Annotated in this window: 17 protein-coding genes; 5 read left to right on the plus strand and 12 right to left on the minus strand. The window is 54.4% G+C overall.

The window, feature by feature from the left end; all coding sequences use genetic code 11:
- Nucleotides 1–48: 48 nt before the first annotated feature.
- The 3 genes from ABE504_RS30075 to ABE504_RS30085 all read right to left on the minus strand — a co-directional run bounded on the left by ABE504_RS30075 (nucleotide 49) and on the right by ABE504_RS30085 (nucleotide 4,483).
- Entirely contained in the window at nucleotides 49–2,391 is a 2,343-nt protein-coding gene (locus ABE504_RS30075) for an AraC family transcriptional regulator (RefSeq protein ID WP_430096105.1), read from the minus strand.
- A gap of 30 nt (nucleotides 2,392–2,421) precedes the next feature.
- A complete protein-coding gene (locus tag ABE504_RS30080) occupies nucleotides 2,422–3,450 on the minus strand; it encodes a dienelactone hydrolase family protein (RefSeq protein ID WP_430096107.1) in 1,029 nt (342 codons plus the stop codon).
- Nucleotides 3,451–3,874: 424 nt separating this feature from the next.
- Nucleotides 3,875–4,483 carry a DedA family protein gene (locus tag ABE504_RS30085; RefSeq protein ID WP_430096110.1) on the minus strand — a complete coding sequence of 203 codons (609 nt, stop codon included), beginning with the start codon at nucleotides 4,481–4,483 and terminating at the stop codon, nucleotides 3,875–3,877.
- Nucleotides 4,484–4,627: 144 nt separating this feature from the next.
- Between ABE504_RS30085 and ABE504_RS30090 the strand changes: the two genes are divergently transcribed.
- Nucleotides 4,628–5,668 carry a YkvI family membrane protein gene (locus tag ABE504_RS30090; protein WP_430096113.1) on the plus strand — a complete coding sequence of 347 codons (1,041 nt, stop codon included), beginning with the start codon at nucleotides 4,628–4,630 and terminating at the stop codon, nucleotides 5,666–5,668.
- Here the strand turns inward: ABE504_RS30090 and ABE504_RS30095 are convergent.
- From ABE504_RS30095 to ABE504_RS30115, 5 genes are read right to left on the minus strand one after another with little or no spacing between them, the layout of a single operon-like run.
- Entirely contained in the window at nucleotides 5,609–6,034 is a 426-nt protein-coding gene (locus ABE504_RS30095; protein ID WP_430096115.1) for a hypothetical protein, read from the minus strand. The genes ABE504_RS30090 and ABE504_RS30095 overlap by 60 nt on opposite strands.
- Nucleotides 6,035–6,068: 34 nt before the next feature.
- Nucleotides 6,069–6,350: a hypothetical protein gene (locus ABE504_RS30100; protein ID WP_430096117.1), complete on the minus strand. Its 282-nt coding sequence runs from the start codon at nucleotides 6,348–6,350 to the stop codon at nucleotides 6,069–6,071.
- 25 nt (nucleotides 6,351–6,375) lie between these two features.
- Entirely contained in the window at nucleotides 6,376–9,609 is a 3,234-nt protein-coding gene (locus tag ABE504_RS30105) for an AAA family ATPase (protein WP_430096118.1), read from the minus strand.
- Nucleotides 9,606–10,886, minus strand: a complete 1,281-nt coding sequence (locus ABE504_RS30110) for a metallophosphoesterase family protein (RefSeq protein WP_430096120.1) — start codon at nucleotides 10,884–10,886, stop codon at nucleotides 9,606–9,608. Before ABE504_RS30110 ends, ABE504_RS30105 begins: the two co-directional genes overlap by 4 nt.
- Nucleotides 10,887–10,931: 45 nt before the next feature.
- Complete coding sequence (locus ABE504_RS30115) at nucleotides 10,932–12,110, minus strand: glycosyltransferase family 4 protein (RefSeq protein ID WP_430096122.1); 1,179 nt, start codon at nucleotides 12,108–12,110, stop codon at nucleotides 10,932–10,934.
- 172 nt (nucleotides 12,111–12,282) lie between these two features.
- Here ABE504_RS30115 and ABE504_RS30120 point away from each other — a divergent pair, with 172 nt between their 5' ends.
- Nucleotides 12,283–13,419: a GGDEF domain-containing protein gene (locus ABE504_RS30120; protein WP_430096125.1), complete on the plus strand. Its 1,137-nt coding sequence runs from the start codon at nucleotides 12,283–12,285 to the stop codon at nucleotides 13,417–13,419.
- A 70-nt stretch (nucleotides 13,420–13,489) separates the two neighbouring features.
- Here ABE504_RS30120 and ABE504_RS30125 read toward each other — a convergent pair whose 3' ends face one another.
- A complete protein-coding gene (locus tag ABE504_RS30125) occupies nucleotides 13,490–13,792 on the minus strand; it encodes a DUF6509 family protein (RefSeq protein WP_430096127.1) in 303 nt (100 codons plus the stop codon).
- Nucleotides 13,793–14,089: 297 nt separating this feature from the next.
- On the opposite strand from ABE504_RS30125, the gene ABE504_RS30130 reads away from it, so the two are divergent.
- Entirely contained in the window at nucleotides 14,090–15,121 is a 1,032-nt protein-coding gene (locus ABE504_RS30130; protein ID WP_430096130.1) for a right-handed parallel beta-helix repeat-containing protein, read from the plus strand.
- A 169-nt stretch (nucleotides 15,122–15,290) separates the two neighbouring features.
- Here the strand turns inward: ABE504_RS30130 and ABE504_RS30135 are convergent, their stop codons facing one another.
- The 3 genes from ABE504_RS30135 to ABE504_RS30145 all read right to left on the minus strand — a co-directional run bounded on the left by ABE504_RS30135 (nucleotide 15,291) and on the right by ABE504_RS30145 (nucleotide 22,278).
- Nucleotides 15,291–20,063, minus strand: coding sequence for an S-layer homology domain-containing protein (locus tag ABE504_RS30135; protein ID WP_430096132.1), 4,773 nt, complete (start codon nucleotides 20,061–20,063; stop codon nucleotides 15,291–15,293).
- Nucleotides 20,064–20,275: 212 nt separating this feature from the next.
- The gene (locus tag ABE504_RS30140; RefSeq protein WP_430096135.1) at nucleotides 20,276–21,205 is read right to left on the minus strand and encodes an aldo/keto reductase; all 930 of its coding nucleotides are present in this window, start codon (nucleotides 21,203–21,205) and stop codon (nucleotides 20,276–20,278) included.
- 107 nt (nucleotides 21,206–21,312) lie between these two features.
- Nucleotides 21,313–22,278, minus strand: a complete 966-nt coding sequence (locus tag ABE504_RS30145; protein ID WP_430096138.1) for a substrate-binding domain-containing protein — start codon at nucleotides 22,276–22,278, stop codon at nucleotides 21,313–21,315.
- A 163-nt stretch (nucleotides 22,279–22,441) separates the two neighbouring features.
- On the opposite strand from ABE504_RS30145, the gene modA reads away from it, so the two are divergent.
- Together modA and modB are read left to right on the plus strand one after the other, a co-directional pair.
- Nucleotides 22,442–23,317 carry a molybdate ABC transporter substrate-binding protein gene (gene modA / locus ABE504_RS30150; protein ID WP_430096141.1) on the plus strand — a complete coding sequence of 292 codons (876 nt, stop codon included), beginning with the start codon at nucleotides 22,442–22,444 and terminating at the stop codon, nucleotides 23,315–23,317.
- Nucleotide 23,318: 1 nt separating this feature from the next.
- Entirely contained in the window at nucleotides 23,319–23,993 is a 675-nt protein-coding gene (modB, locus tag ABE504_RS30155; RefSeq protein ID WP_430096254.1) for a molybdate ABC transporter permease subunit, read from the plus strand.
- The last annotated feature ends 21 nt before the right edge of the window (nucleotides 23,994–24,014 follow it).

The raw sequence follows: 24,014 nt of genomic DNA on the forward strand, positions 1-24,014 counted from the left end.
ACTGTGAGGCGCACTGAAAAAGACGGGCGTTTCCGCCCGTCTTTCTGATTAAACTTCGCTTGCCGCTTGCTCGTTTGCACTGAATTTATGCTGCTTTCGATAATGATCCGGCGCCTTTCCGGTATGCTTTTTGAACGATACATAGAAGTAATTGGCGTTCTCAAAGCCCACCAGTTCCCCCACCCGGTTCGCTGGCAGATCGGTTTCGACGAGCAGCTTCTGCGCCTTGGCAAATCGATAGCCGCTTAAATAAGCCGTGATCGTCTGCCCTGTCATGTCCTTGAACAATTTGCGCGTATAATTGAGCGAAAGCCCGCCAACCTCCACCAGTTGATCGATCGTGAGTCCGGGATCGACATAATGCGTATGAATGTAATCCAGGATATTGTCCACAATCCATTTGTTCTTGTGCTGCGCTTGCCGGTCACGCAGGTGAACAGCCTGTTCGCATAGCCTCATATACCAGCTTTCAATTTCCTCCAACGTTTCCCAGGTGCCGAGCTGCTCCAAGAGCGTCCCGATGTCCATGCGCGTGGAGAGTTGATCCGGACCGGCCATCGTTTTTGCCGCTTTTGCGGTTGATAGTATCAATTGCATCAACGCCAGCATCAGCTCATCGAACGGTGCGCTGCGAATCAGGCCCATATACTGCTCCAGCGCTTCCCGCACTTTGTTCAGATCGCCAAGCTTCAACTGGTCCAAAATGAGTTTTTCTGCCGAAGCCGTCTCATGATCCGAGCGGCTTTCCCGATTCTCCTCCACGTCCGGCCCCAGGAAAGCACCGGTCCCGCTCACAAGCCGATACCTCAGCGTATTCCGCGCATCCGCCCACGATCGCTTGACATGGGCCAATTGCGATACCTCCTGACCAACGGCCACAGTGACGGACAATCTCAGAAACTCGCTGATCTTGGTTTGGATGTCGGCGGACATAGCCGCCATATCTTGCAGCCCCCCTGCGCCTTCCGGGAAATTCGCGATCAGGGAAACCTCATCGGCTCCGCTGTCAAAGCAAACGCAGTAGACGCGGGAAGAGACGAGCTCGTCAGCAATATTCGCCACGGCGTATTTGAACAGATCGATGTCGGCCTGTGTGTACGTTTCCTGCAAGGTTCGGAAATGATCCAGCTTCAAGACAGCGACGGCGAAGATCGGATGCGTAAACTCAATACGGACGTCAACCAGCTTCTTGCGCATGTCCCCTTCCCGGGTGCACGCGCCGGAGAGAAGCAGCCGGATCACCTCCGATCGCTTGGCCGACTGGTATTCGGTTACGTGCCACTGCAAATCGCGAATTTTATTTTCCAAATAATGGAATGTACTTCCAAGCAGGTCAAGTTCGCTCCCCCCTTGCCGTTCCTTGGCACCTAGGGGAGAATGATGCACATAGGTCATGAGCCGGTGAATCGGCGCGTAGATCCAGCGTGTAAAGAAACCGCCGATCAGGAAGACGGCCACCAGCATCCCGCCGGTCACGCCAAGGATAAAGCGTTTAATTTCCTGCACCTTCCCCAGCAGTTGCTCATAATCAATCATCCCGATGAACGTCCAGCCCAAGCTGTCGGATTTCATGTACGTAACCCGGTACGTCCGCCCCTCCTCTTTGAATTGAAATGTTCCTTTCGGGGAGCTTGACGCGCTGATCGTACGGACAAAAGGCTGCTCCGCCACATTCATATTAATCTTCTCTGCGTTCGTATGAGTAATGACGATGCCCTGCTTATTCAGAATCATCGATTGAAAAAGCCGGCTCTCCGAGCCGTTCATCACCATGCTCTGCAGGGTGCGCTGATCGAGATTCAGCACCAGCGCGCCGTTCGTCGCCTGACCGATTGCATTCGGAAGCACAACGGAAATCAGATTGCGGTCATCGCTTTTGCCGTCTATGGCGTAATGAATGTGCCGCGGGGTAAAAATGCCGGATCGGTTCGGCTGCAGGTTATCGAGCAGTGCCAACGCGCCCTTGTCATAGAACTCATCAAAGTCTCTGACCGTCGACAACGACGAGAACGCCAGTTTGCGTTGACTGTTGAGCAAATAAATCGAATGGACGAGCGGATTGCTCGCGCTGAGCGCATACAATTTCGTGCCGATCCGCCCTAACGTGCTCGTGTCGAAATCCTCGTTATAAAAACCAACCTGAATATCCGCGCTCCCGAACACCGAGCCAAAGTTGTCAAAGGTCGAGCTGAGTACAATGCTCGCCGTATTGTACGACTGCTCAATCGCGGTATCCGCCGAGCGGTTAATCTCTTCTGTCAAATCCCCCGACACTTTGGAAGCGATCACAAAAGTGAGCATGACAATAACTAAAAGTCCTACCAGCAAGTAGGACAAAATTATGCGAAGCAGCATATTTTTATTGGTCAGGAAGGCCTGTATGCGTTTCATCGCAATCCCCCTTTTGAAACAGACTTCAGTTCAGGAATTAAGGACTGATCTTAGCCAGGCAAACGAGTGCCTGCCGCTTACTTCATGTACGCCTGGAAAAAGATCGAACCCGAGATGATCTCGCGCTCCTTCCTCTTCATAGATCGCCTGAAGCTCGTGAACGGCTTCCATAAACCCGGCCGCCGGAAAAATCGGATCGTCCTTGCCCGATTCAAGAAACAAGTGCCGCGGCGCAATGAGCCCCATCAGGTCAGGCAGCTCGGCTTGCGATAGAATCCCCGGCGTATAGTTGCACAAGCAGTGATGAACGGCCATGATGCTGCCCTCAAACGTATTGGGAAAACCGATCAGCAGCGAAGCCCGAATCCGTTCATCCAGCGCTGCAACGATATAACTGATAAGCGATCCCCCGGAAAATCCGGCGATACCCAACTTTGTGGCATCTACCTCGCTTCGCTGGGCCAAGTAGTCTACAGCGCTTAGCGTCTCTTTGACCCGCAAGCCCGTTAGCGTTTTGCCCAGCATCAGCAGCTGTGAGGCCATCCGGTAACAGGAGCTCGGCGCGTCAGGATTCTCTTCGACTTCGGAACGCAGACGCCGCTCGCCGAATCCAATCACATCCGGAGCCATGACGATCAAGCCTCTTTTCACGAGCTGCACCGCAAAATGGTTATACAGATCCGGTTCACCCCTATCGGGCGAACCGTCCGAACGCATGCCGCAAATTTGCCGGCTTCCGTAACCATGGCCATGCACGGCAATCACACCCGGAAGCTTGTTAGTTGACGACGCGCCGTCCGGGATGAGAATGTACGCAGGGAACGTTACCCCAGGTACGGCCGACAATTCGACCCGCTCTCTGGTGTAGCCGTCGCACTTCTCGCTTTCAAGATCAACCGGCGTAAAGTTCTCTGTCGATGCAAAAGTGCCCAGCGACTCCCGCAGAAGCTGTTGTAGGCGTTGTTTGCGCTGGTGTCGTGTTTCCCCAGTACGGCGAAGTTTTCTTGCTTGCTTCGCCTCGTCAATCATGGCTTGAATGAGCTGGTCGCCGCTCCACATGACGTTTCCCCGCTTCCTTATCGATACTCGATTCTTGCGATAATAACGAGCATAGCAGAATCCGGCGTTAGACTGAATGCGCTTTTTTTAGTTCAATATCCGGTTTTTATAGAGAAATTGCAATTTCTCGCCAAAAGAGACTATCCCAAAGAAACAGGACATTTCCAATAAGAGTGGCAAACCACTTTAATTTTCGGAAATATAGCCGAAGTGCCCCCTCCCCATTTCGAATAGAAGCGGTTTACTACACTTATTTTGTAGCGAGCACTTGACTTGGAAAAAATAGAAGTGGTTGAGTACCCTTATTCCCCAGCAATAGGCGGGCGGCGAGCTAAAAACAACAAAACGGCTGCCCGGAACGCCCTTAGCGTCCTGAACTGCCGCTTCACTATACAACCTGCACTGTGCTTCCTATCCCCGCATCTTACGACGCCGTCTTGCGTTTCCGTACTTGTACAATAATAATGAGCGCGATTAAGACCAGTATCGCAATCGCGATCAATGAGAAGCCGACATAGCGATGAATCAGGTGAAACAATCCTTCCAGGTTATGGCCGATAAACCGGCCAAGCAGGAGGAAAGTTGTACACCACAGCAGCGCGCCGCTTCCCGCGTACAGCATGTATTTATAGAACTTGACACCGCTTACCCCTGACAAATAACAGGTGAAATGCCGGACGCCAGGAACGAAATATCCGAAAAATACGGTCCAGAGGCCATACTTCTTGAACCATCCTTCCGCGCGTTCAATGCGGCTCGGCGTCAGCTTGATCCAGCGGCCGTAGCGATTCAAAAAGGGCTTGCCCACGCGGTGGCCGATCAGATAGCTGACGATCATGCCCGTCATCGTGCCCGCATACGCCACGAGCAATGTTGGACCGAATTCAAAGGGCCCGCCGAACGCAATTAAAGAGCCGACAAAGGCCATTATCGTTTCATCCGGTACCGGCAACCCGATAATGCCTGTCGCAAGCAGCAAATATAACGCCACATAGCCGTACTGGTCAATTAAAGCAAAAAGAGTTTCTTTCACAAGAGACACTCTCCCGTACATTTCTTCGATTTATCGGCTTCTCGCCTTATGACTGCGCCAAGAGCTTGCCCAAAGTTCCAGTCATGCGAAGGTTGGAACAAACATACCTTGTACTATATCAAACGATAGAAAGCGAGGCAATCTATGCGAACAGGTGCACAGGTGGTCCGTGTGGCCTTTACGTACATCGGCACCGTCGTAGGGGCCGGTTTTGCGTCCGGACAGGAGATTTTGCAATTTTTTACAAGATACGGATCGCTCGCTTCACTCACGATTGCCCTGGCCACTCTCCTCTTCATCTGGATCGGCATTCGGTTGATGCTGATGGCGTACGATCTGAAAGCCGCTTCCTATGAAGATTTGAATAAAGTCATTTTCGGAGAACGTATAGGCAAATGGATTTCCTTGTTCATGATGGTCGTCCTTTTCGGCATCACGACGGTGATGCTCGCAGGTGCAGGCACGGTCTTCGAGGAACAGCTGAACCTGTCCTACACAAGCGGACTCCTCGTGACGTTGGTCTTATCTTATCTCATTCTGACCCGAGGCATCAAAGCCATTATGACGGTCAATTCCGTTGTCGTCCCGATTATGCTGCTGTTCAGCGTCGTCATCGTCGTCTACACGTGGCATTCCCCTTCTTCGGGCAATTGGCTGCGCATCACAAGCGACGACACGCTCGGACAAATCTGGTTTGCCCCGTTTCTGTATACCGCGTTCAACCTGGCGATGGCACAGGCTGTCCTGGTGCCGATGGGCGCTGCGATGACGAATCGCTCCGTCCTCGTATGGGGCGGCCTTATCGGCGGAGCAGGTATCGGCCTGCTGCTTCTGTCCGCACACTATGCCTTATCGGCGCAAATGCCGGGCATCGCGCAGTTCGAAATCCCGATGGGCTCCATCATGACCAAGCTCGGCCCACTGCCGCAGCTTGCGTATCTGCTCGTTATCTATGGGGAAATATTCACCACATTCATCGGTGACGCTTACGGGCTGTCCATGCAGCTTCAGCAGCGAACCAAGCTGCCGCCAAAAGTGCTCTTATTGCTTATTTTAACGCTCAGCTATATCATCAGCCATATCGGATTCAAGGTGCTGCTGTCGGCACTGTATCCGGTATTCGGCTTAATTAGCGTTGTGTGGCTCGTGCTGATGATCTGGCGCAATCGCCGAAGCGCGCTGTAACGTGCTCGTCGGCAGGAAGGCGAGCACCACAGCTAGCCGAACAATGAGCAGCAGCATGCCCAGCGAGCAGTAGATCATGCCGGAGAGCAGGTACATAAAATGCAAATTCGCCTCCGTCTGCCCCCGGTGAACCGAAACAAGCTCAGCCAGCAGTAAGACAAAGCCGATGAGAAATATACCGATCGCCGAGAAGTCCAGGATCGTCCATTTGGAAAAATAGGTGACCGCAATTTCCACCTGGGAGACGGCGCGCGGTGACGCCGCTTGCTGCCGCCACAACTGATGGACGGTCCATGCTGTATACAAAGCGGCGCCGGTAACGAATAAACCGATCAAAGCGCCGATGACCGTAAGCAGCATATTCATAGGTGAGCCTCCTCTTCCTGCGTCCTGACGGACGTTAACGCAGGCCTGTAATTAGAATAAGGGTAACAGCAAAGCAAATGATCGGCAGCGCGTACAGCAACGGAAGCAATGCGCCGTTTGGCAGTCTCATCGCAGGCTGCCACAGCAGCTTGAGACGCCTATCGGCCACTGCCGGGAAATAAGCGTCAACGCTGGACGCAGCCTGGGGCTGCACGCTGCCCATCTCGTTTTCCTTCCATGCGATTTTGCCTTTTTTCCAGCCGACCTGATACGAGATTTCACGATGTTCTTTCTTCTTGTCGGGCTCATCTTCCATCCGGACATGCCCTCCTTATAGTGACTTATAGTGAAATGGATAAATGATTCGGGATCAGGCTCGCCGCCGCTTCCCGCACATGCGCATGGCACGTAAAAAGCAGCACCTGATGGCGTTTGCTCAGATCGGCCAAGACGCGTAAGCATCCCGCCATTCTAGCTTCATCGAAATTAACCAAAATATCGTCCATCACGAGCGGCAGCACCGCCCTTCCGGCATATTCCTCAGCCAGCGCGAAGCGCATGGCGAGATACAGCTGCTCAGCTGTGCCCCGGCTGAGCATTGCGGTGTCCACCGCCTGGCCGCCGGCGCGAATCGCCAGGAGCCGCTGTTCCCCAAACGGCGCCTTCACCGCCTGGAAGGCGCCGTTCGTCATCTCCGCGAAGTAGGCGGACGCCCGCAGCAGCACGCCGGGCTGGCGCTGCTGCTCATAGACGTCGCGCGCTTTCTTCAGCAGGAGCGAGGCGAACGACGCGACGGCGTAGTCGTCACGAAGCTGCGACAGCCGCGTCCGCAGCGCCTCCGCCTGCAAGCGCTCATTCGCTTGCTCGGCGCCCTGCTCCAGCCGTTCGAGCTGACCGTCGAACTTGCCGACCCGCTCGCGGAGCTCGTTCGTCTCCGCCGTCAGCTCTGCCAGCTGCTGCTGGACGTTCTCGCTGCGGGCAGCGAGCCCCTCTTCCGTAACGTCGCCAAGCTCTGCGAAGAGACGATCCGCAGCTGGCAAGCTGCCAAGCAGCGATTCCAGCGAGCCTTCCAGCAGGCGCTGCTCGTCGACCAGCTGTGTGCGTGTCAACTGCTCGCACTCTAACTGCCGAAGCTGCTCTCCGTCCTCCGCGCCGCCCTCTTGCAGCAGAATGTGGAGGCGCGACTGCGTTCGCTCCTTCGTCTGTTCCGTCAGCGCCAACGCTTCCTCCGTTTCCCGAATCGCCTGCTCCAGCTGCCGTATAGACGCTTCGCCGGCAAGCTCATCGGCTTCCTGCTCTTTCCAGCGCTTCAGCGCAAACATCGCGTCTGACCCGCTAAGCGGCCGATCCAACAGCGCCGCCGCTTGCGCTTCGAATTGCGCAAGATAGCGTTCCATGGTCGCCAGCTTCGCTTCCAACTGGCCCCGCTGCCGTAACGTTTCCTGCACTTGTCCCAACGTCTGGAGCGTTTCTAGAAAGCTGTCCGGCGACAACGCCGCCGGTATGTTCATGCCGTGCAGCCACGCTGACCACGCCTTCTCTGCATCGGCTTTTTCCTTATGTAACCGTTCCGCCAACTGACTGCGCTGCTCAATCTGCGCATGCAGGGCGAGCAACCGTTCTTCCGTATCCTTGCGGCCGTCCCACTTGCGCAGTTGCTCGCGGTACTGGGCTTTGCGCCCTTCCGCTTCCCGCTGCCATGCGTCCAGGTATGGCTGCAAGCTGTCCAGCGGGATCGCGCCGTTTCCGCTGCTGCTCCGCCCTTCGCGGCCTGCCGCTGCTTCCTCATGGCCAGCTCCCTGCTGCATCATCCGCTCGATCCCTTTCGCGAGGCGCAGCTCCAGGGCCTGGAGATCCGCTTCCGCTGCGGCGGCTCCAGCTTCGGCCGCTCCCGCCGCATACGACATGGCGCGTGATGAGCGCTGCCCTTGCTCGCGGGTGCCGAATCCGATGTACCCGGTTGCGACAGCGAGCACGACAAACGTCGCAATTGCTGCCGGCAGCGCCCCCTGCCACAGCAGCACCGCAGGCAGCGCCAGCGTCAAGACGCCGGCGAGCAGCATCAAGCGCCGCATGAGCCGCCGCGCGGACGCTTTGCTTGCTTTTGCGGCGTCTTCCAGACTGCGCTGCGCCTGCTGGCGCTCCTGCTCGTAGCGCAGCTCACGGGAAGCAAGCTGCCAACGAGCGTAATCACTCGTCAGCGCCGCCAGCTCACTGGCCGGATCGACGGGCTGCCCAGCCCCGCCGGCCACGCCGCCCACGCCCATGCTGCCGGCGCCGCTCCGCTCCAGCTCCGCCGCCAGCCGTGCGGCCTGCTCTTGCAGCCGCCGCTCCTGCTCGTAGAGCTGATCGAGTTCCGCTTCCATGCGCAGCTCGGCGTCCGCCTGCTTGCGGAGCCGCTCGCGATCGAGGCGCGCCTGCTCCCGCAGTGCTATCGTAATCGGGAAGTTCAAAATCGCAGGCTCTTCCCAGTCCAAATCCACGCTCGCGAGCTGCCGGCGAATGTGCGCCGTAAGCTGCGCCGCTTCCACGCGCAGTTGCTCCCTCTGCCGCGTATACGCCTCGTACGTCGGCACCTGCTCCAGCAGGTGATTCAGCTCGGTCTGGTGCGCCAGCACCTCCGGTTTCCGCTGAATCCCCTGCAGCTCGCTGCGCAGCCCGCCGCGCCGCAGCTCCAGCTTCGCGCGCTCGCCCTGCAGGCGCTCCAGCTCCGCCTCGAGCGCTTCGAGGCGCGCCGTCGCCTGCGCCGGGAAGCCCGGCCGCGCGGGCAGCCCTTCCAGCTCGCGGCCGAGCTGCCGCCAGCGGAGCCAACCGCTGCGCGCCTTACCGGCCAGCGCGAGCTGCTCCAGCCCCGCGCGAAGCGCCGCCTGCTGCTCCTCGAGAGCAGCAATGCGCACCGCCGCGGAGCGCCGCTCTTCGCGCAGCCGGCCGTAGCCGGCGGCTTCGTCCCGCCTGCGGCGCAGCAACTGCTCCAGCCCCTCCAGCTCCTTCAGGAGAAGGTTCATCTCCTGGTTGCGCCCGCGGGGGCGGTACAGGCCGTCGGCCTGCGCCGTCAGCTTGCGCTCGGCCTCCATGATGGCCGAGCCGCTCACCCCGAGCCCAGCGCTGTACAGATAGCCGCTGAGCTCGTCGGTTTGCAGCGTGCGCAGCTCCTGCAGCTCGCTGAGGCCAAAAGCAAACAGGCTGCGGTACAGGTCGGCCGAGAGGCCGCCAAGCAGCCTGCCAAGCTCCGCCTCGCCGCCGATCCGGCCGTCGGCGAATACCACGCGCACGTGCCCGGCTGCGGCACGTCGGCCGCCTGCGGCGGGCACGTCGTAGCGCTCGACGCGAATACGCTGACCCTGGTCGTCCTCCAGGGTCAACGCTCCGCCGTGGGCGCCGCCGCCCAGCGGCTCATACCGCTCCGCGCGCTGCTGGCGCGTCGGAAAGCCAAACAGGACGGCGCGGACAAAGCCCATCAGCGTGCTTTTGCCCGCTTCATTCGCGCCGTAGAACACAACAAGCGCACTCTCGGTCGTGAGCCGCCGTTCGCGCAGGCTACCGAAGCCATCGACCTCGATCGCGACAATCCTCATTCGCGCCGCCCTCCTTCCTCCGTCAGCAAGTCCGCGGCAAGCTGCTGGGCCGCGCGCAGCCACTCCCGCAGCTGTTCAGCGTTCACGCTGCCCCTTACGCTCTGCGGCAAGCCCTGCAGCGCAGCCAGTGCTTCATCCGCGAAGGCTTGCAGCGCAGCCTCATCCTGCTGAAGTCCATCCGCATACCGCAGCAAATCGCCGAGAAAGCTGTTCTCCCCGGCCAGCGCCGCCAAATCCAACTCGCTCGCCGTCCGATCGACGACGGATTCGATCCAGACAAAGCGGCTTTGCTCCGCTTCCTCTTCCCTCAGCTCGTCGACCAATTCCTGGAGCGCTCGCCCCTGTCCCTGCCGCAGCAGGCGGTGCAGCGCGCTGCGCCCTGCAAGCACGACGCGTACGATTGCAGCCCGGCCGTCCGCCGTGCCGCGCACGCGATCCAACAAATCGCCAAGCGCGTCCTTGAGACCCTGCTCCGTCGTGATCGCCGTCGTGTCCAAGGTTTCTTCATACCAGCGTACGGCATCCAGCGCTTGGAAAGACAAGTCGGCTCGTCCATCTTCATGGACGTCCACCACGTACGCCCCCCGCGGCCCCTGCTCGCGAATGCTGCGCCCTTGCAGGTTGCCGGGATACACAATAACAGGCCCTTGCGCCTGTATAATTTGCCGCGTATGCACGTGCCCGAGCGCCCAATAATCCATGCCCGCCCGCAGCAGATCCTGCTTCGTGCAAGGCGCATAGTTGTCGTGATTGGCATCGCCATCGACATTCGTATGCAGCAGCCCGATCTGATAGACGGGCTCGCTCCCTTTTGCAAACCGCTGCGCCAAATTGTCCGTCACCGCCGCCGTCCCATAAGAAATGCCGTGCACTTCGGCAATGATCCCGCGGTCTTCTTTTATCACCTGCACCGTTTCCACACGATCGCACGCAAAAAAATGAACGTCTGCCGGCCAATCCAGCTGTGCAGCGCGTCCATCCTGCGGATCGTGATTTCCATGTATGAGATAGGTCGGTATGCCTTCCGAGGACAACTGTTCCACAGCTTGCTGAAACCGGATTTGCGCCCTGAGCGAGCGATCCGCCACATCGTACACATCGCCGGCGATCAGGACAAAATCCACCCGTTCCCGGATCGCCAGCCTCACCAGCTCCCCTAGCGTATCGAACGTCGACTCGCGCACCCGCTCCCGGATGCGCTCCGGCAGCGCCGACATGCCTTTGAACGGACTATCCAGATGCAGGTCGGCTGCATGCAGAAACCGCAATCGTTTCATGCTCCTTCGCCTTCCTTCCCCTTATGAGACATTCGGAAAGCTCCCTTATTCATCCGATTTCGGCTGCTGGGCTGCGTCCGTCGGCTCTGTTTCCACTTCTGGCTGCTGATAGCGCTCATACACACTCTTGAGCTGCCGCAGTACCCGGTTGAGGGAATACGACTTCTTCGACTTTTCCCACGCAGCGCGGGCCAGATTGTAGCGGTAGCTGGGATCGATGACAACTTTCTCCATCGCATGGCTCAGCGCCAGCGCATCCCCGACAGGCACGAGCAGTCCGTTGTAGCCATGCTCAATCTGCTCAGCAATCCCGCCGACATTCGTGCCGATCAGCGCTAGCCAGCACAGTGCCGCCTCGGCGAACACCGAACCGAACGCCTCCGCCCGCGAAGGCAGCACGAACACGTCAAAAAACGGCATGAACTCTTCCGGATGCAGCATATACCCATAAAAAATCGTATCCTCGTACACATTGTGCTCGATTGCTAATTTTTCCAGTTCCTCACGGCTCGGACCGTCGCCGATAATGTGCAGCACGAACGGATGACCGCGTTTTTTCAACTCACCGCACGCGATAATCAGCGTATCGAGCCCTTTTGCCGGCACGAGCCGACATACCGTAATAAACTGCGCGATTTGATTTTCGTGCGAAATCGGGCGAAACCGCTTCTCGTCAAATCCGTTTGGAATAACCCCGATCCGCTCGCTGTCCTGCACGTAATCCGATATGTACATCTTGAACGAATTGGACACCGTAATGATCTGATCCACTTTCGCTTCCAGCTCGCCGTAAATTTGCGTCAGAAATTGATGCTCGACTCCATTTTCCTGAATGCGGCCATTGAGTATCAATTCTCGCTCAAACGAGGAGTGAATCGTAAGAATAACCGGCGTATCCGGGAAAATCTGCTTCATCGCCAACCCCGCAATCGGGTGATGCGCATGAATGATGTCATAATTTTTCTTGATCCGCAGCTTGGTCCACCAGACGTAATCCTTGTAGGTTTGTATATATTTATCGACAATCGGGTTGCCTGCATATTTGCGCCAGTCGAATGTCGTGAAATTCACGTCCTCTGTACCTTTGCCGCGAATTCGCTTGGGCAGTGAGAACAGTTCCATTTCCCAGCCTTTTCTATTAAATCGTTCCAAAATATAGGGAACCATGGATGACACCCCACCCGGCTGTTCCGGCGGGAAAAATAAAGCTTGCAAGATGTTCATTGCATGAGCCCCTCTCCAAAATCCTTCAGCTTTCCTTCTTATTGTAACTTGTGTCCATCAATTAGAAAAGAGAACACCGCGCATTCCCCTGAATCCTTTCTATGCCGAACGCCGATTTTCCTATATAATAGAGTCTAGCTTTGTCGAAAATTAAGAGGTGATGGAGGGCCGCATGAACGTTCACGATCTGCTCTATGGTGAATTGGCCACTTGGATTTCCAATGCGATTGTATCTGTCATTGTTACATTAATGTTTGTGATCTCGCTTCGATTGTTTCTGGACAGAAGAAAAAAAGGCTACATGTCCATGACGATTTCCCTCGTCATTGTCGGCATCCATCATCTGCTCCAGATGACAGTGGCGCTGTGGAGTTATAACCCTTCCCTTACGAGTTATACGCTGCACATGCTTGGCATTATTTCCTTTGTACTTATTAATATGGGAATTTACCAGTTATATAATCGCACGAGCCGCAAGCAGTACATCTTTTTCTACGGCTTGATCGTCATGGGCTTCGTCGTGTCGGTGCTGCATTTCAGCGTACCTCGTCTGTACAGCGGAACCGAGCAGCAGGTGCGCCTTTTGCAGGACATCGGGTTTGAGCTGTATATGTTTGTCATCATTTTCCTATGCTTCTATATAATTCCGCCGTACATCGGGCAGCAGATGAAATATCAGCTTGCACTTACGATATTTTTTGCCCAACAATTGGTTCATCTCATTAATACGTACATGTATGGAAGCGCTCAACCTGCGCTGACGCTGGCGGGCAACGTGCTGCCGATTGTGTACTATTTCCTGCTATTCCTGCTGTTGTTCGAGCGGGTGGTCGAGCTGATGCAGGCGATTTATAATTCCTCCATTACCGACGGTCTTACCCGGCTTTATAACCGCAAGTTTTTCTACACCCGGGTCTCCCAGCATATTCAGAGGCATATTCCGATTTCGGTGCTGTTCAGCGATATTGACAATTTTAAAAAGCTGAACGACACGCAAGGCCACCAAATGGGGGACCATGTGCTGAAGCAGGTGGCTCAAATTATGAAAGAAGAAGCGGAAGAATGCGGCATTGCCGGCCGCTACGGCGGTGAGGAAATGGTCGTTATGGTGTCCGATCCGGGCGTGAAAATGGAAAGCTTCGCCGAACGCATCCGCAGCCGCATCGAGAAAGAAACAATCGTCACCGCCAGCATCGGGTACAGCAAGTACAAGAACGGGCTGACCGCCGATGAGCTGATCAAGCAGGCAGATGAAGCGATGTACAAAGCCAAGACGACCGGTAAAAATAAAGTCGTGAAATATTCTTGAGCAAGCAAAAGGACTTCGTCTCCACCGCCGGTTCGCGGGGAGCGAGGTCCTTTCTTTCGTCCCATTCTTCTTATTCGCTTTCGTGCCCTTCCAGGTAGTGCGCCTTGCAGAACGCCTCCAGTTCAGCCACTTCGTCGTCCTCCAAGTCAAAATCCAAATAAAGCTCAGTCGTTTTCTCGTACAGCTCATATTTCAAAATGCCGGCCGACTCCTCGGTCACATTGTAAATGACTCTGACATACAAGCCGCTTTCCGTATACAGCTCGTCGTCCTCCTCGACGTCGATCTCGATTTTGAACTCATAGCGCTGGCCGGCTAAAATGCCGAACGGATCCCTAACCGCTTCCACGGTGTAACTTGTAATTGCGAACATAACGCCACCCCTTTTTCTTGTGCACCTGTTAGTATACCTGAATTCGCCGAAAAAAGAAAAATCGGATGCAGAACCTTGGGATTGTGCGGTTTTTTAATATTGAAGCGCGCTTTTTTAAGAACCTGCCCGCCTTCGTAAGAAAACGTGGACTTCGTTAAATATCAATGATGCTGCGGATGCGTTGCCGGCCTTATGATCATGTCAGGAGGTGAATTTGGGAGGAATCTTCCTCCTCGACGAGTACCTAAGTGGATCAGCTTTTAGAATCCAATATTCAAAACAAGGAGGCAATTAATCATGAGAAAAGTAAATCGTAAGCTTTCGGCATTTGCACTTTCTTTAGCTATTGCATGCGGCGTCGGCATTCTTCCGAATGCTGCAGGTGCGACAGCAGCGCTTCCCACACTTCCCACACAAAAGCATACTCAGGATGTTTCCGTTGCGGCCGGGGCTTCTACAAGCACCATCCAAAGCGCTATTAACAGCGCTTCCAGTGCGGGAGGAGGAACCGTAACGCTGGCTTCAGGCGAGTATACGATTACCGCACCCATTGTTTTAAAAAGCAATGTCACCTTGAACGGCGCCGGAAAAAACTCGACCGTGCTTAAACGTAATGCCAGTACGAATCTCGGAGCCAACGGCGTATTAACGACTTCGACGTCAGGCGGCGTGGTTAACGTCATTGTTAAAAATCTGGGGATTGACGGGAACAGCTTTATCGACCCCGATACCGATCCGGACCATGACAGCATTACCAATTACGGCGCTTTGATTCAAGGGCCGGATAGCTCCAACGATAAAATTTTGTTTGACAATTTTAAAGTTAAAAATTCCACGATGGGTCTCCACATCAAAGGAAGCACGAACGTAACGATCCAGAACAGTGACTTCAACAACAATGGCGGATCGTATCTGTACTGGCACAACATGTATGTAAGACGAGTCTCCAAAGTATTAGTTAAAAACAACGTGATGAGCTATTCCTCGTCCGGAAATGGGCTCAACATTTCGTATTCGGATAATGTTACGATTGATTCCAACAGCGTATACAACAACTATTTCCGCGGAATTCGCGTCGCTGACAGCAGTTACATTGATACGATCAATAATAATGTCCATGATAATACAACCGGTGATGGCATTGTATATAACAGCGAGTCCACAGGAGTTACAAACTTTAAAATCAACTCGAATACCGTCAAAAACAATGGCGGTTACGGCATCTTGGTCAATAGCAGCAGCTCGAACGGTGAAGTGAAGAACAATATCGACGGCGGCGGAAATGCAAGCGGATTCAAGAAAATTGACGGTTCCAATGTTACTCAGTAAACAACGAACTTCCAGTTGCAAATGATTCCAACGATAAAGAGCTAAGCGACATCCATCGCTTAGCTCTTCTTCAACATGTCAGAAAGTATATCCTCGAAGCAGCTCCATGTCATCAGTAAATGCTACCGTCCTCGAAAGGACGGCGGAGCCGTTTATCTTTGTCCCTTTTCTACTGTAACGCTCGAATCCATCTTGCAAACACCGCAGCCACCTCTGCGCGACTAGCGCCCGCCTGCGGATCCAAGTAGCCGCCATCTTCGCCGCTCAAAATGCCTGCCGCTGCGAGTCTGTCAACGGCTTCTTGCGCCCATGTACTCACGCTATCACCATCGGTAAAGTCTGCCCTGCTCGTTGCGCTCAGCTTATACCCCTTGCTTGCCGCGTAGTTGCACAGCATAACCGCCACCTGCTCGCGCGTAATGCTGGCATCCGGGCTGAACAGGCCTTCAGCGGTCCCGCTCACGATGCCGTTCTTCGCCGCCCAGTTCACGGCCGCCGCATACCAGGTGCCGTCCACCACATCGGAGAACGCAGACGCTCCTGTACTGCTGCGGTCGGCTCCCTCCAGATTGGCGAGAACCTGGGCGAACATGGCCCGCGTCATGGAAGTTTCGGGGCTGAATACATGGTCAGCCGTTCCTTCATACAGTCTCCGCGCCGTCACAAAGGCGATATCCTTCGCTGCCCAATTGGCCGAAGGCACATCTTGGAAAGCGAGGCCATTTGCCAGCACATCGTAGGTGCCCGTCCCTGCCACGTCGAAGGTCACGCTTCCGCCATCTCCGACAACAACGAATGGCAGAATCACATTGTGATCGTTCTCTTTCTTAACCACGACATACTCCGAAGCATCGCGTCCCTCAGCCACTTGGACAGGCAGTGTAATCGTCAATGGATGAGCGGGGTCGTTGTACGCCGCCGGCTTGCCGTCTGCTAGCAGTTCAAGCACGTAACTTCCTTTGCGGATGCGAAGAACGAGCGTGTCTCCGTACTGCTTCACCATTTCCTGCAGCGCCCCATTTGACAGTGTGACCGTTCCGAAATCAGACTTCACCGTCAAAGCCGCAGTGCCCATCGCCGAAACTGGGAGCTTCACGGTCAGATTCGTAATATCTTGCGCATGAATGATCAACTCGCTGCTGCCGCCAAGCGCCGCTTTAATTTGCTCAGCAGTGCTGACCAGGCTGTAGCCGCCGTCATCCGTTTGGGTAAGTGTGCCGCTACTGCCATTGAGTGACACATGCTGCTTCTCTTCTTCCTTCACTACCGGGCCGGTCGTAACCGGTGCTGAACCCGGATCTGAGGGCGAGCTATCTGCCGCAACCGGCGCAGCCTGCACATCCGCCGACAGTCCGCTGCCGACACTATTGACTGCCCGCACCTTGAACGAGTACACAGTTCCATTCGTCAAGCCCGTGAAAGTGTGTCCAGTCTGGGTATCTGCATCCATCCAAGAAATGCCATTATCCTTGGATACTTCATACTTCGTAATGTCCGCGCCGCCGTTATCGGATGGCGTACTCCAGCTCAATGTTACCTGTCCGTCACCGGCTACAACTGCAAAGCTTTGCGGTCTGCCCGGAATGGTCGGCGGCGTTTCAAGGCCAGTCAATGCAACTTCCTGCGTATTGTACATAAAGAGCAATCTTTCATTCGTCGTAACATCCGGAGTATCTGTAATTTGCGACAACTTCTTTGTTCCCAGACGAAGCGTTAATACTGCGGTGTTGCCTGAACCGACAACATCCTGATACACAATCCGGTTCTCATACTTGGGCGAAGCCAGGAAGAACGGGCCGACTCCGCTGGCACGCAGGATAAACTTCTCATTGTCGCCGATCTGTGTTGCATCAGCTTTGATGACGTTGTAATCCCCAGCCGTCTCATCCTTGATAGATAAAAACTTACCTGTTTTGAGCACTTGAATGGCATACGTGCCGTCATCGTTCGCGACCGTCCGGTAGAAAGGTGCAGTTCCCTTCATCACACTGGTCGTAAGCTCGCCTTTATCATTCACATCATAGTACGAGTTCAGTGTCTCGGCCACTTTCTCCCCGTTCACTGTGCTCCAATTCCGTTGATACAGCGGTTCCCAACGGGTCCGCATTTGAAAATACGGTCCGCTTATTGTGCCGAGCGGCTCACCGTTATAGTACGTCAAGGTGCCAAAGTTCAGATTGTCAAAATGCACCATGCCTTGCGGGCGCGACGCTGCCGCCGCTCTTTCGGTCCAGGTCAGATCGACGCTGGGCACGTTTCTGTACAAAGCGAGTCCTTGTTCAAAAACAGGTCTGATCTCGCCTCGGTTCAGCCCGTTGCTGTCTCTGTCAAAACCGACGCCGTAATACCCTCTGCTGGTATCCGCAAACACGTTCGGCATCGCCACGAAAGGAAGATCTTCTCCGTATAACTCCTTTGAATACAGGTTGTATTTGGCCAAATATTCGAACGCTTTCGCAAGCCTGTTATTATACAGCGAATACAGATCTTCTTGCTGACTTTTCGCAATCAGCGCGATTTCGGACATATAGCCAAGCGCCAGCATAGCGTGGGCCTGGTCGCGACCGGTTTCCATCGTCTGGCCGGCATCGTTCACATAAGCGAAGATCGAACCATTCGTGTGAATGTCTTGATAGAAGAACATCGCGCGGTCAAAAATTTCGGTATTATCGCAAAGCACGCCAATCGCCATCATACTGACCAGCGCCGCCAGGTCCCAGTTGCCATTGGCCAGCATCGGAACTGCCGCATCCTGAATCACGGGATAGACCACATTGATCATCATATCCTGCAACGCCTTGAAGTCGGCATCGCTGTATCCGCCATAGCCGCCGTTATAATGCTTGATAATTTCCGCGGCACTGGCCAGCTTATACGCATTGATGCCGGCTCCCAGTATTCTGTCCCGGCCGTCAATCACTTTCAGCGCGTTCGCCCACTGCGTCACAATGTCCACAGCTTTGTCGGCATACTGGCGATCCCCGGTAATCACCCATTGCAAAGCATTGAAATAAGCGGCATTGCCTCCTTTTTCAAAATAACCGATATTTCCGGAATCCGAAGGAGCTCCTCCGCGCCCGACGTTGGAAAAGACAGTTGTCTGATAGTCGTAGCTGGCAACGCCATACGAAACGCTGTTCACCATTCTTTGGTAATCGGAGTACCATGGCTCCTCCTTGGCCAGCACATGCGCTTTCATGCTGTCCAAATCATTCATTGTAAGCAGGATGCCGGGATGATTGAATATGCGGACATTCACATCCGCCGACGTTTGATAGCCGCCTCCATTATAAGCAACCGCATACGAATGAACGCCGACACTTAGATTGGCGAGCGCCAGACGCATCAAACCGCCTGAGTACACGATTCCAGTGACCGTTCCTGTATTGACACTATAGCTGGCTGGGTTCGTATCGCCATTAATCGGCTTCCAGAACAAGCTAGCGCTATTCCCGGAGACGTTCTGGCTGATGTCCAATTGATCTTTGTCCGTCACGGGGTCAAAATAAAATTTGTACTCGGTATTCTCGGACGCCGTTCCGCTGCTCAGCATAGCGGTTGTGGACATTTTTACATTATATCGGTTAAAGCTTACATCGTCCCTCATCGTCGACAAATGCGACCAGATGCGATAAAAACCTGAAGTCGCGTACTGATCGATATAGAACCGCTCATTCCAGCCCGGCACAGCAGCCGATGCCTTGATTTCGAACGTCCGGTCCGTACTGCTTCCGCTTTGGGCCCCCGTCACAATATTAAAATAACGATGGGTATTGCTCAGAAATTCTTCCGCCGTAAAATAGTTTTGAATGGTCAAATATTTGTTATTGACCAAGGATTTGATGGAATACGCCGTTCGTGTAGCCCCAACTTCAGGCTCGGTATGATCCACAGTCGCAAAATAATCCAGCACATACAACGCAAACGGCGACGCCTCAGCGGCGCTGGCTGTAAGCGACAGCTTTTCTGTGACAGGGTCTACCTTCACATATTGTCCAGCCTCATTTTTCATCAGGATGATCTTAGCAGCTGTTTTACTATTGTTGTAATAATTGCCCATATCCGGCCCCGCAATCTTGGAGGGAAGCTCTGCTTCCACAAGGTTGTTTATTGCCGTTTGCAGTGAGGCAACGGCTTGATTAACTTCGCTCTGCGTCGTGTTGTTAACGCGCAAATCTTTCGCCGCATTGAGCGCGGTCATTAATGTCGCCCAACTTCCAGGCGTGTATGCGGTTTCATCTAATTGCTCTGCTTGACCGATAATTGAATTCAGAGCCGTTCTATCGACCCCGTCGTTCACAATCGGGTTTCCGAGGGTCACACTCAAGGCTGGTCCTGGGTACGCTGTATTTCTTGAGGAATACAACTCGCTTGCACTTACCGTACCGTCGTCCACTTTCGCAGTTGTCAAATGAATCGTGACGACCTTTCTGCCCTGGTTCAAAGCATTCTGGAAGATCGTTGACAAATCGATAGAGAGATTCTCTTCGCTTGTAGATGTGACATTCTTGCTTACACTTGGCGTTCCGGCAATATCGTACGGACGGTTATTGTACGTCACATTCGTGACCGTCCATTCCGTGCTCGTACCGCGCAGAACCGATTCGCTTTCCGTAAAAATCAGCTCATTCGCCGCATGCGACTTCCTAAAGCTGAGCGTCATACTCATATCGCCAATCGCATACCGGGTCGTATCGATGGAAGATAGATCAAACTTAAAATAAGTATGACGGGACTTCCCATAGATTAATTTCGTTGCCGTTGGATTCGTATTGTTGCCTTGTCCGTTAAAATTGGATACAAACCCGTCTTGTGTCGGCTGAAACGAAACCGTCGTTCCCGCAGCGTTCGCAACGTTCGTAGCTGAACCCAACAAGAGGGATGTAACAGCCATGCACACACATAAAAGCAAAGATATCGCCTGCTTGAAAAGCCGTTTCATGCTCAATCTCCTTTCTATAATCAGGAATATGTTTTCCTATGCTGTAAGCTTAACAACGCTTTCATGCGAGATAAATCATGTTTTTTAAGTTTCATATGTTGTTATTTAAGAGATTTTGCGAAATGCAGGGTTAAAAGGCTTCGCCGGCCAAACGCCAAAAAGCCTGCATAGCGCAGGCTCTCATGATAAACACCTTTTATACGATTCCAAATCTAGTATCCGATCTTCGCCAACGCTTGCCGGCTCGTCTCACTCAATACCTTTAATTCCTCCGCACGAAGCTGAACGTCCGCCGCTCCCAGATTGTCCGCCAAATGGCGCTCATCCTGCGTGCCGATAATCGCCGACGTCAGCGGCGCTTGATGCAGCAGCCACGCAATCGCAATTTGCGATACGCTCGCGCTGTGTTCATCCGCAATCGCTTTCATCGTTTCGAGCAGCTGCTGCGACGCCTGCAAATGCTCCGGCGAAAACAGGCGCCGCTGCGCGCGGAAATCGTCTTCGGCCAGCTTTTTCCCTGCCAAATGGAACGCGCCGGTCAAAATTCCCTTCGCAATTGAACTGTAGCTCATGATGCCGATTTGCCACTCTTCGCAGAACGGTGCAATGTCGCCTTCGATCGCTCTGTGAAGCAAGCTGTACTCCGGCTGAATCACGTCGATTTGCGCGTATTGGACCGCCTCTTGCAGCTGTGCCAGCGAAAAATTAGAAACGCCGATCGCCCGAATCAGACCTTCCTCTTTCAGCCTATTGAACGCGCCAAGCGTCTCCGCCACAGGAATGTCAAAGCTCGGCCAGTGGATATAATAAATGTCGATGTAGTCGGTTTGCAATCGCCGCAAGCTCGTTTCCGCCGACCGGCGGACTTGATCCGGATGCAAATTCGCGCGGCTGACTTTCGTGGAAATGATACAGTTCTGGCGGATGTCTTTCAGCGCAGCCCCTACGATGTCCTCCGAGTGGCCGTTGCCATAGCCTTCCGCCGTGTCAAACGTTGTCACGCCGAGCTCGTAAGCTTTGCGAAGCAATTGCTTGTTGTTCTCATCATTCGTGAACTCCCATGGGCCTCCGCCCAGCTCCCAACAGCCAAACGTTACCGTCGAAATTTCAAATCCTGCACGTCCTACACTTTTGCGGTTCATTGTCATCGACCTCTTTTCGCCTAATTTAAACGCTTCAACCATTGCACACGTTAACAATTATACGCGCAGAACCTTATCTTGCCAAGGCCTAAGGCTCTGCACACCGACTATACTTCAAACGCAATTTTTCCTGTTTGTGACAGGTCGTAGCCGTGAATCGGGCGAAGCTCGCCGAGAAACGCCTCGGATTGCAGAACGTCGATGACGCTTTGAATCCAGCCCAGGCTCTCCGGCTTCTTCACCATGACGAGGTCCACCCGCTCCTGAATGAGCGGAATAAAATCGACGCCTCCGACCATCGATACCGCTTTTTCAATGCCGATACCGACATCGGCAGCGCCGACCGCCACTTTCCCTGCAACGCCAATGTGGTTCGTCTCTTCTTGCTCGTACCCGAGCAGCTGCCGCGCCGGAATCCCGTGAAGGCGAAGCTGCTCTTCTAGGAGTACGCGGGCGCCCGAGCCCTTCTCCCGATTGGCGAGGCGCAGCCCCTCCTGCGCCAAATCTTGCCAACCGTGAAGCCCTTTCGGATTCCCGCGCTGCACATATAACCCGGCCGTTCGCTGCACCAGCGTCACGACCACATAAGCGTGGCCGATCAGCAGCTTCCTAACATACGGCACATTGTATTCTCCCGTGTCGCCATCCAGCAAATGCGTGCTGACAATGTCCGATTCTCCCCTGTACATCGCGATCAAACTGTCCATGCTTCCGACATAGGCGCGCAGTGGCCGACGCGAAGGCGTCCTGCGTTCCAAGTGCTTCGCCAGAATGTCAAGACTCATGTCCTGACCGGTGATGACAAGTGAACTGCGGTCGCCAGATGCTGTCGGCTGGAGCCGCGCTTGGGACGCATAGCCGGGCTCGTCCACCTCCACCTTGATCGCGGCGGCCGCTGTGCCGCTCTTGGCTCTCGCTTTGTACGCCTCTAGATCGGATGCGTCCACTCGCATCTGCTTGCCGACACGGTAGGCCGGCAGCTCGCCTTTTTTAATCAGATCATAGACCGTTAATTTCGATATTTTCAGAAGCTTGGAGATGTCCTCGGTTGTATAAGATATATTCGCTGTCATACGCGACCTCCGGATAGCTCGTTTCTTTCCATCATATGCCGATTGGACAAGGATTTCAAATTGCATATTTACGCACGAAACGGATTGAATTATAATCATTTATAACTAAATCATACTATTTATAACTAAATAGATAGAATAGAACAAGTCGGAGGGTAAAAAGATGAAGAAAATCATGTTTCGTACTGTTTCGTTATTTGGACTTGCGCTTATGCTGTTTGCTGCAGGCTGCTCGTCCACGTCCAGTCAATTTCCTGCACCAACGAGTTCCCCAGCTCCTGCCAGCACACAAGCCGCCGCAGCAACTGCCTCTGCAACGGCTTCCACGCAGCCGCAAACGCAAGTGGAGCTTACGATTTCCGCTGCTGCTAGCTTGACGGATGCGATGAAAGAAATCGCCGCTAACTATGAAAAGCAGCATGCGAACATCAAATTGAACTTCAACTTCGGCGCTTCTGGCGCGCTTCAGCAGCAAATTGAGCAAGGCGCTCCGGCCGACCTATTCTTCTCGGCAGCGGCCAAAAATATGAAAGACCTCGTCGACAAAGGGCTCATCGATACAGCCCAGCAGAAGAGCCTGCTCTTAAATGAGCTTGTGCTCGTCGTCCCGGCGGACGGCAAGGTTGCCGCGACCAAGGTGGAAGATTTGACAGCGGACAACATCAAGCATGTTGCCGTCGGCGAACCGCAAACCGTGCCCGCGGGTACATATGCGAAAGAAGCGCTGACGAATGCGAAGCTGTGGGATACACTGCAAAACAAAATCGTGCAAGGCAAAGACGTACGCCAGGTGCTTACGTATGTTGAGTCCGGCAACGCGGAAGCAGGGTTTGTCTATAAAACGGACGCTCTGACCTCCAAACAGGTGAAAATCGCCGGCACGATCGACCCGAAAACCTATAAAGCCGTCGAATACCCGGCCGGCATCGTGAAAGCGACAAAGCATGGCAAGGAAACCGGCGATTTTTATACGTATCTGCAAAGCAAGGAAGCGCTCGATGTATTCGTGAAATTCGGCTTTACCGTTGCTGCCAAGTAACATGGTCGGCATTTCCTGGCAAGAATTCGTTTCCCCTGTCCTTCTGTCGCTGAAAGTAGCCGGCGTAGCCAGCTTTATCGTGCTGGCGCTCGGCTGCTGGGCTGCATGGCTAATGGCGAGACGCCGCTTTCGTGGCAAGCTGCTCATCGAAACGGCATTTCTGCTGCCGATGGTGCTGCCCCCGACTGTTGTCGGGTTCATCCTGCTCGTGCTGCTCGGCAAAAAAGGCTGGATCGGCTCCGCCATCGAGGCGCTCTTCGATCAAACGATCATCTTCACGTGGGGCGCTGCAGTCATCGCATCGGTCGTCGTCGCGTTTCCGCTCGTCTACCAGACGATGAAAACCGGCTTCGCCGGCGTGAACGCCGATCTCGAGCACGCCGCCCGATCCGCGGGCGCCAAGGAGTGGCAGGTGCTCTGGTACATCACCTTGCCGCTCGCCTGGCGCTCCGTTCGCACCGCGTATATTCTCGGCTTTGCCCGCGGCCTCGGCGAATTCGGCGCGACGCTCATGATTGCGGGCAATATCCCGCATCGTACGCAAACGCTCCCCACCGCGATCTATATCGCGGTCGAATCGGGAAATCAACCGCTCGCCTGGTGGTGGGCGGGGACAATCATCGTGATTTCGTTCGGCTTCATGCTTCTGGCGAACAGGCCTTCGAGACATGACTAACGCAGCACAAAGAGACAGTTC

Origin of the sequence: Paenibacillus oryzisoli (genome assembly GCF_050467285.1) — a bacterium.
In the GTDB taxonomy this organism is placed as follows: domain Bacteria; phylum Bacillota; class Bacilli; order Paenibacillales; family NBRC-103111; genus Paenibacillus_E; species Paenibacillus_E oryzisoli_A.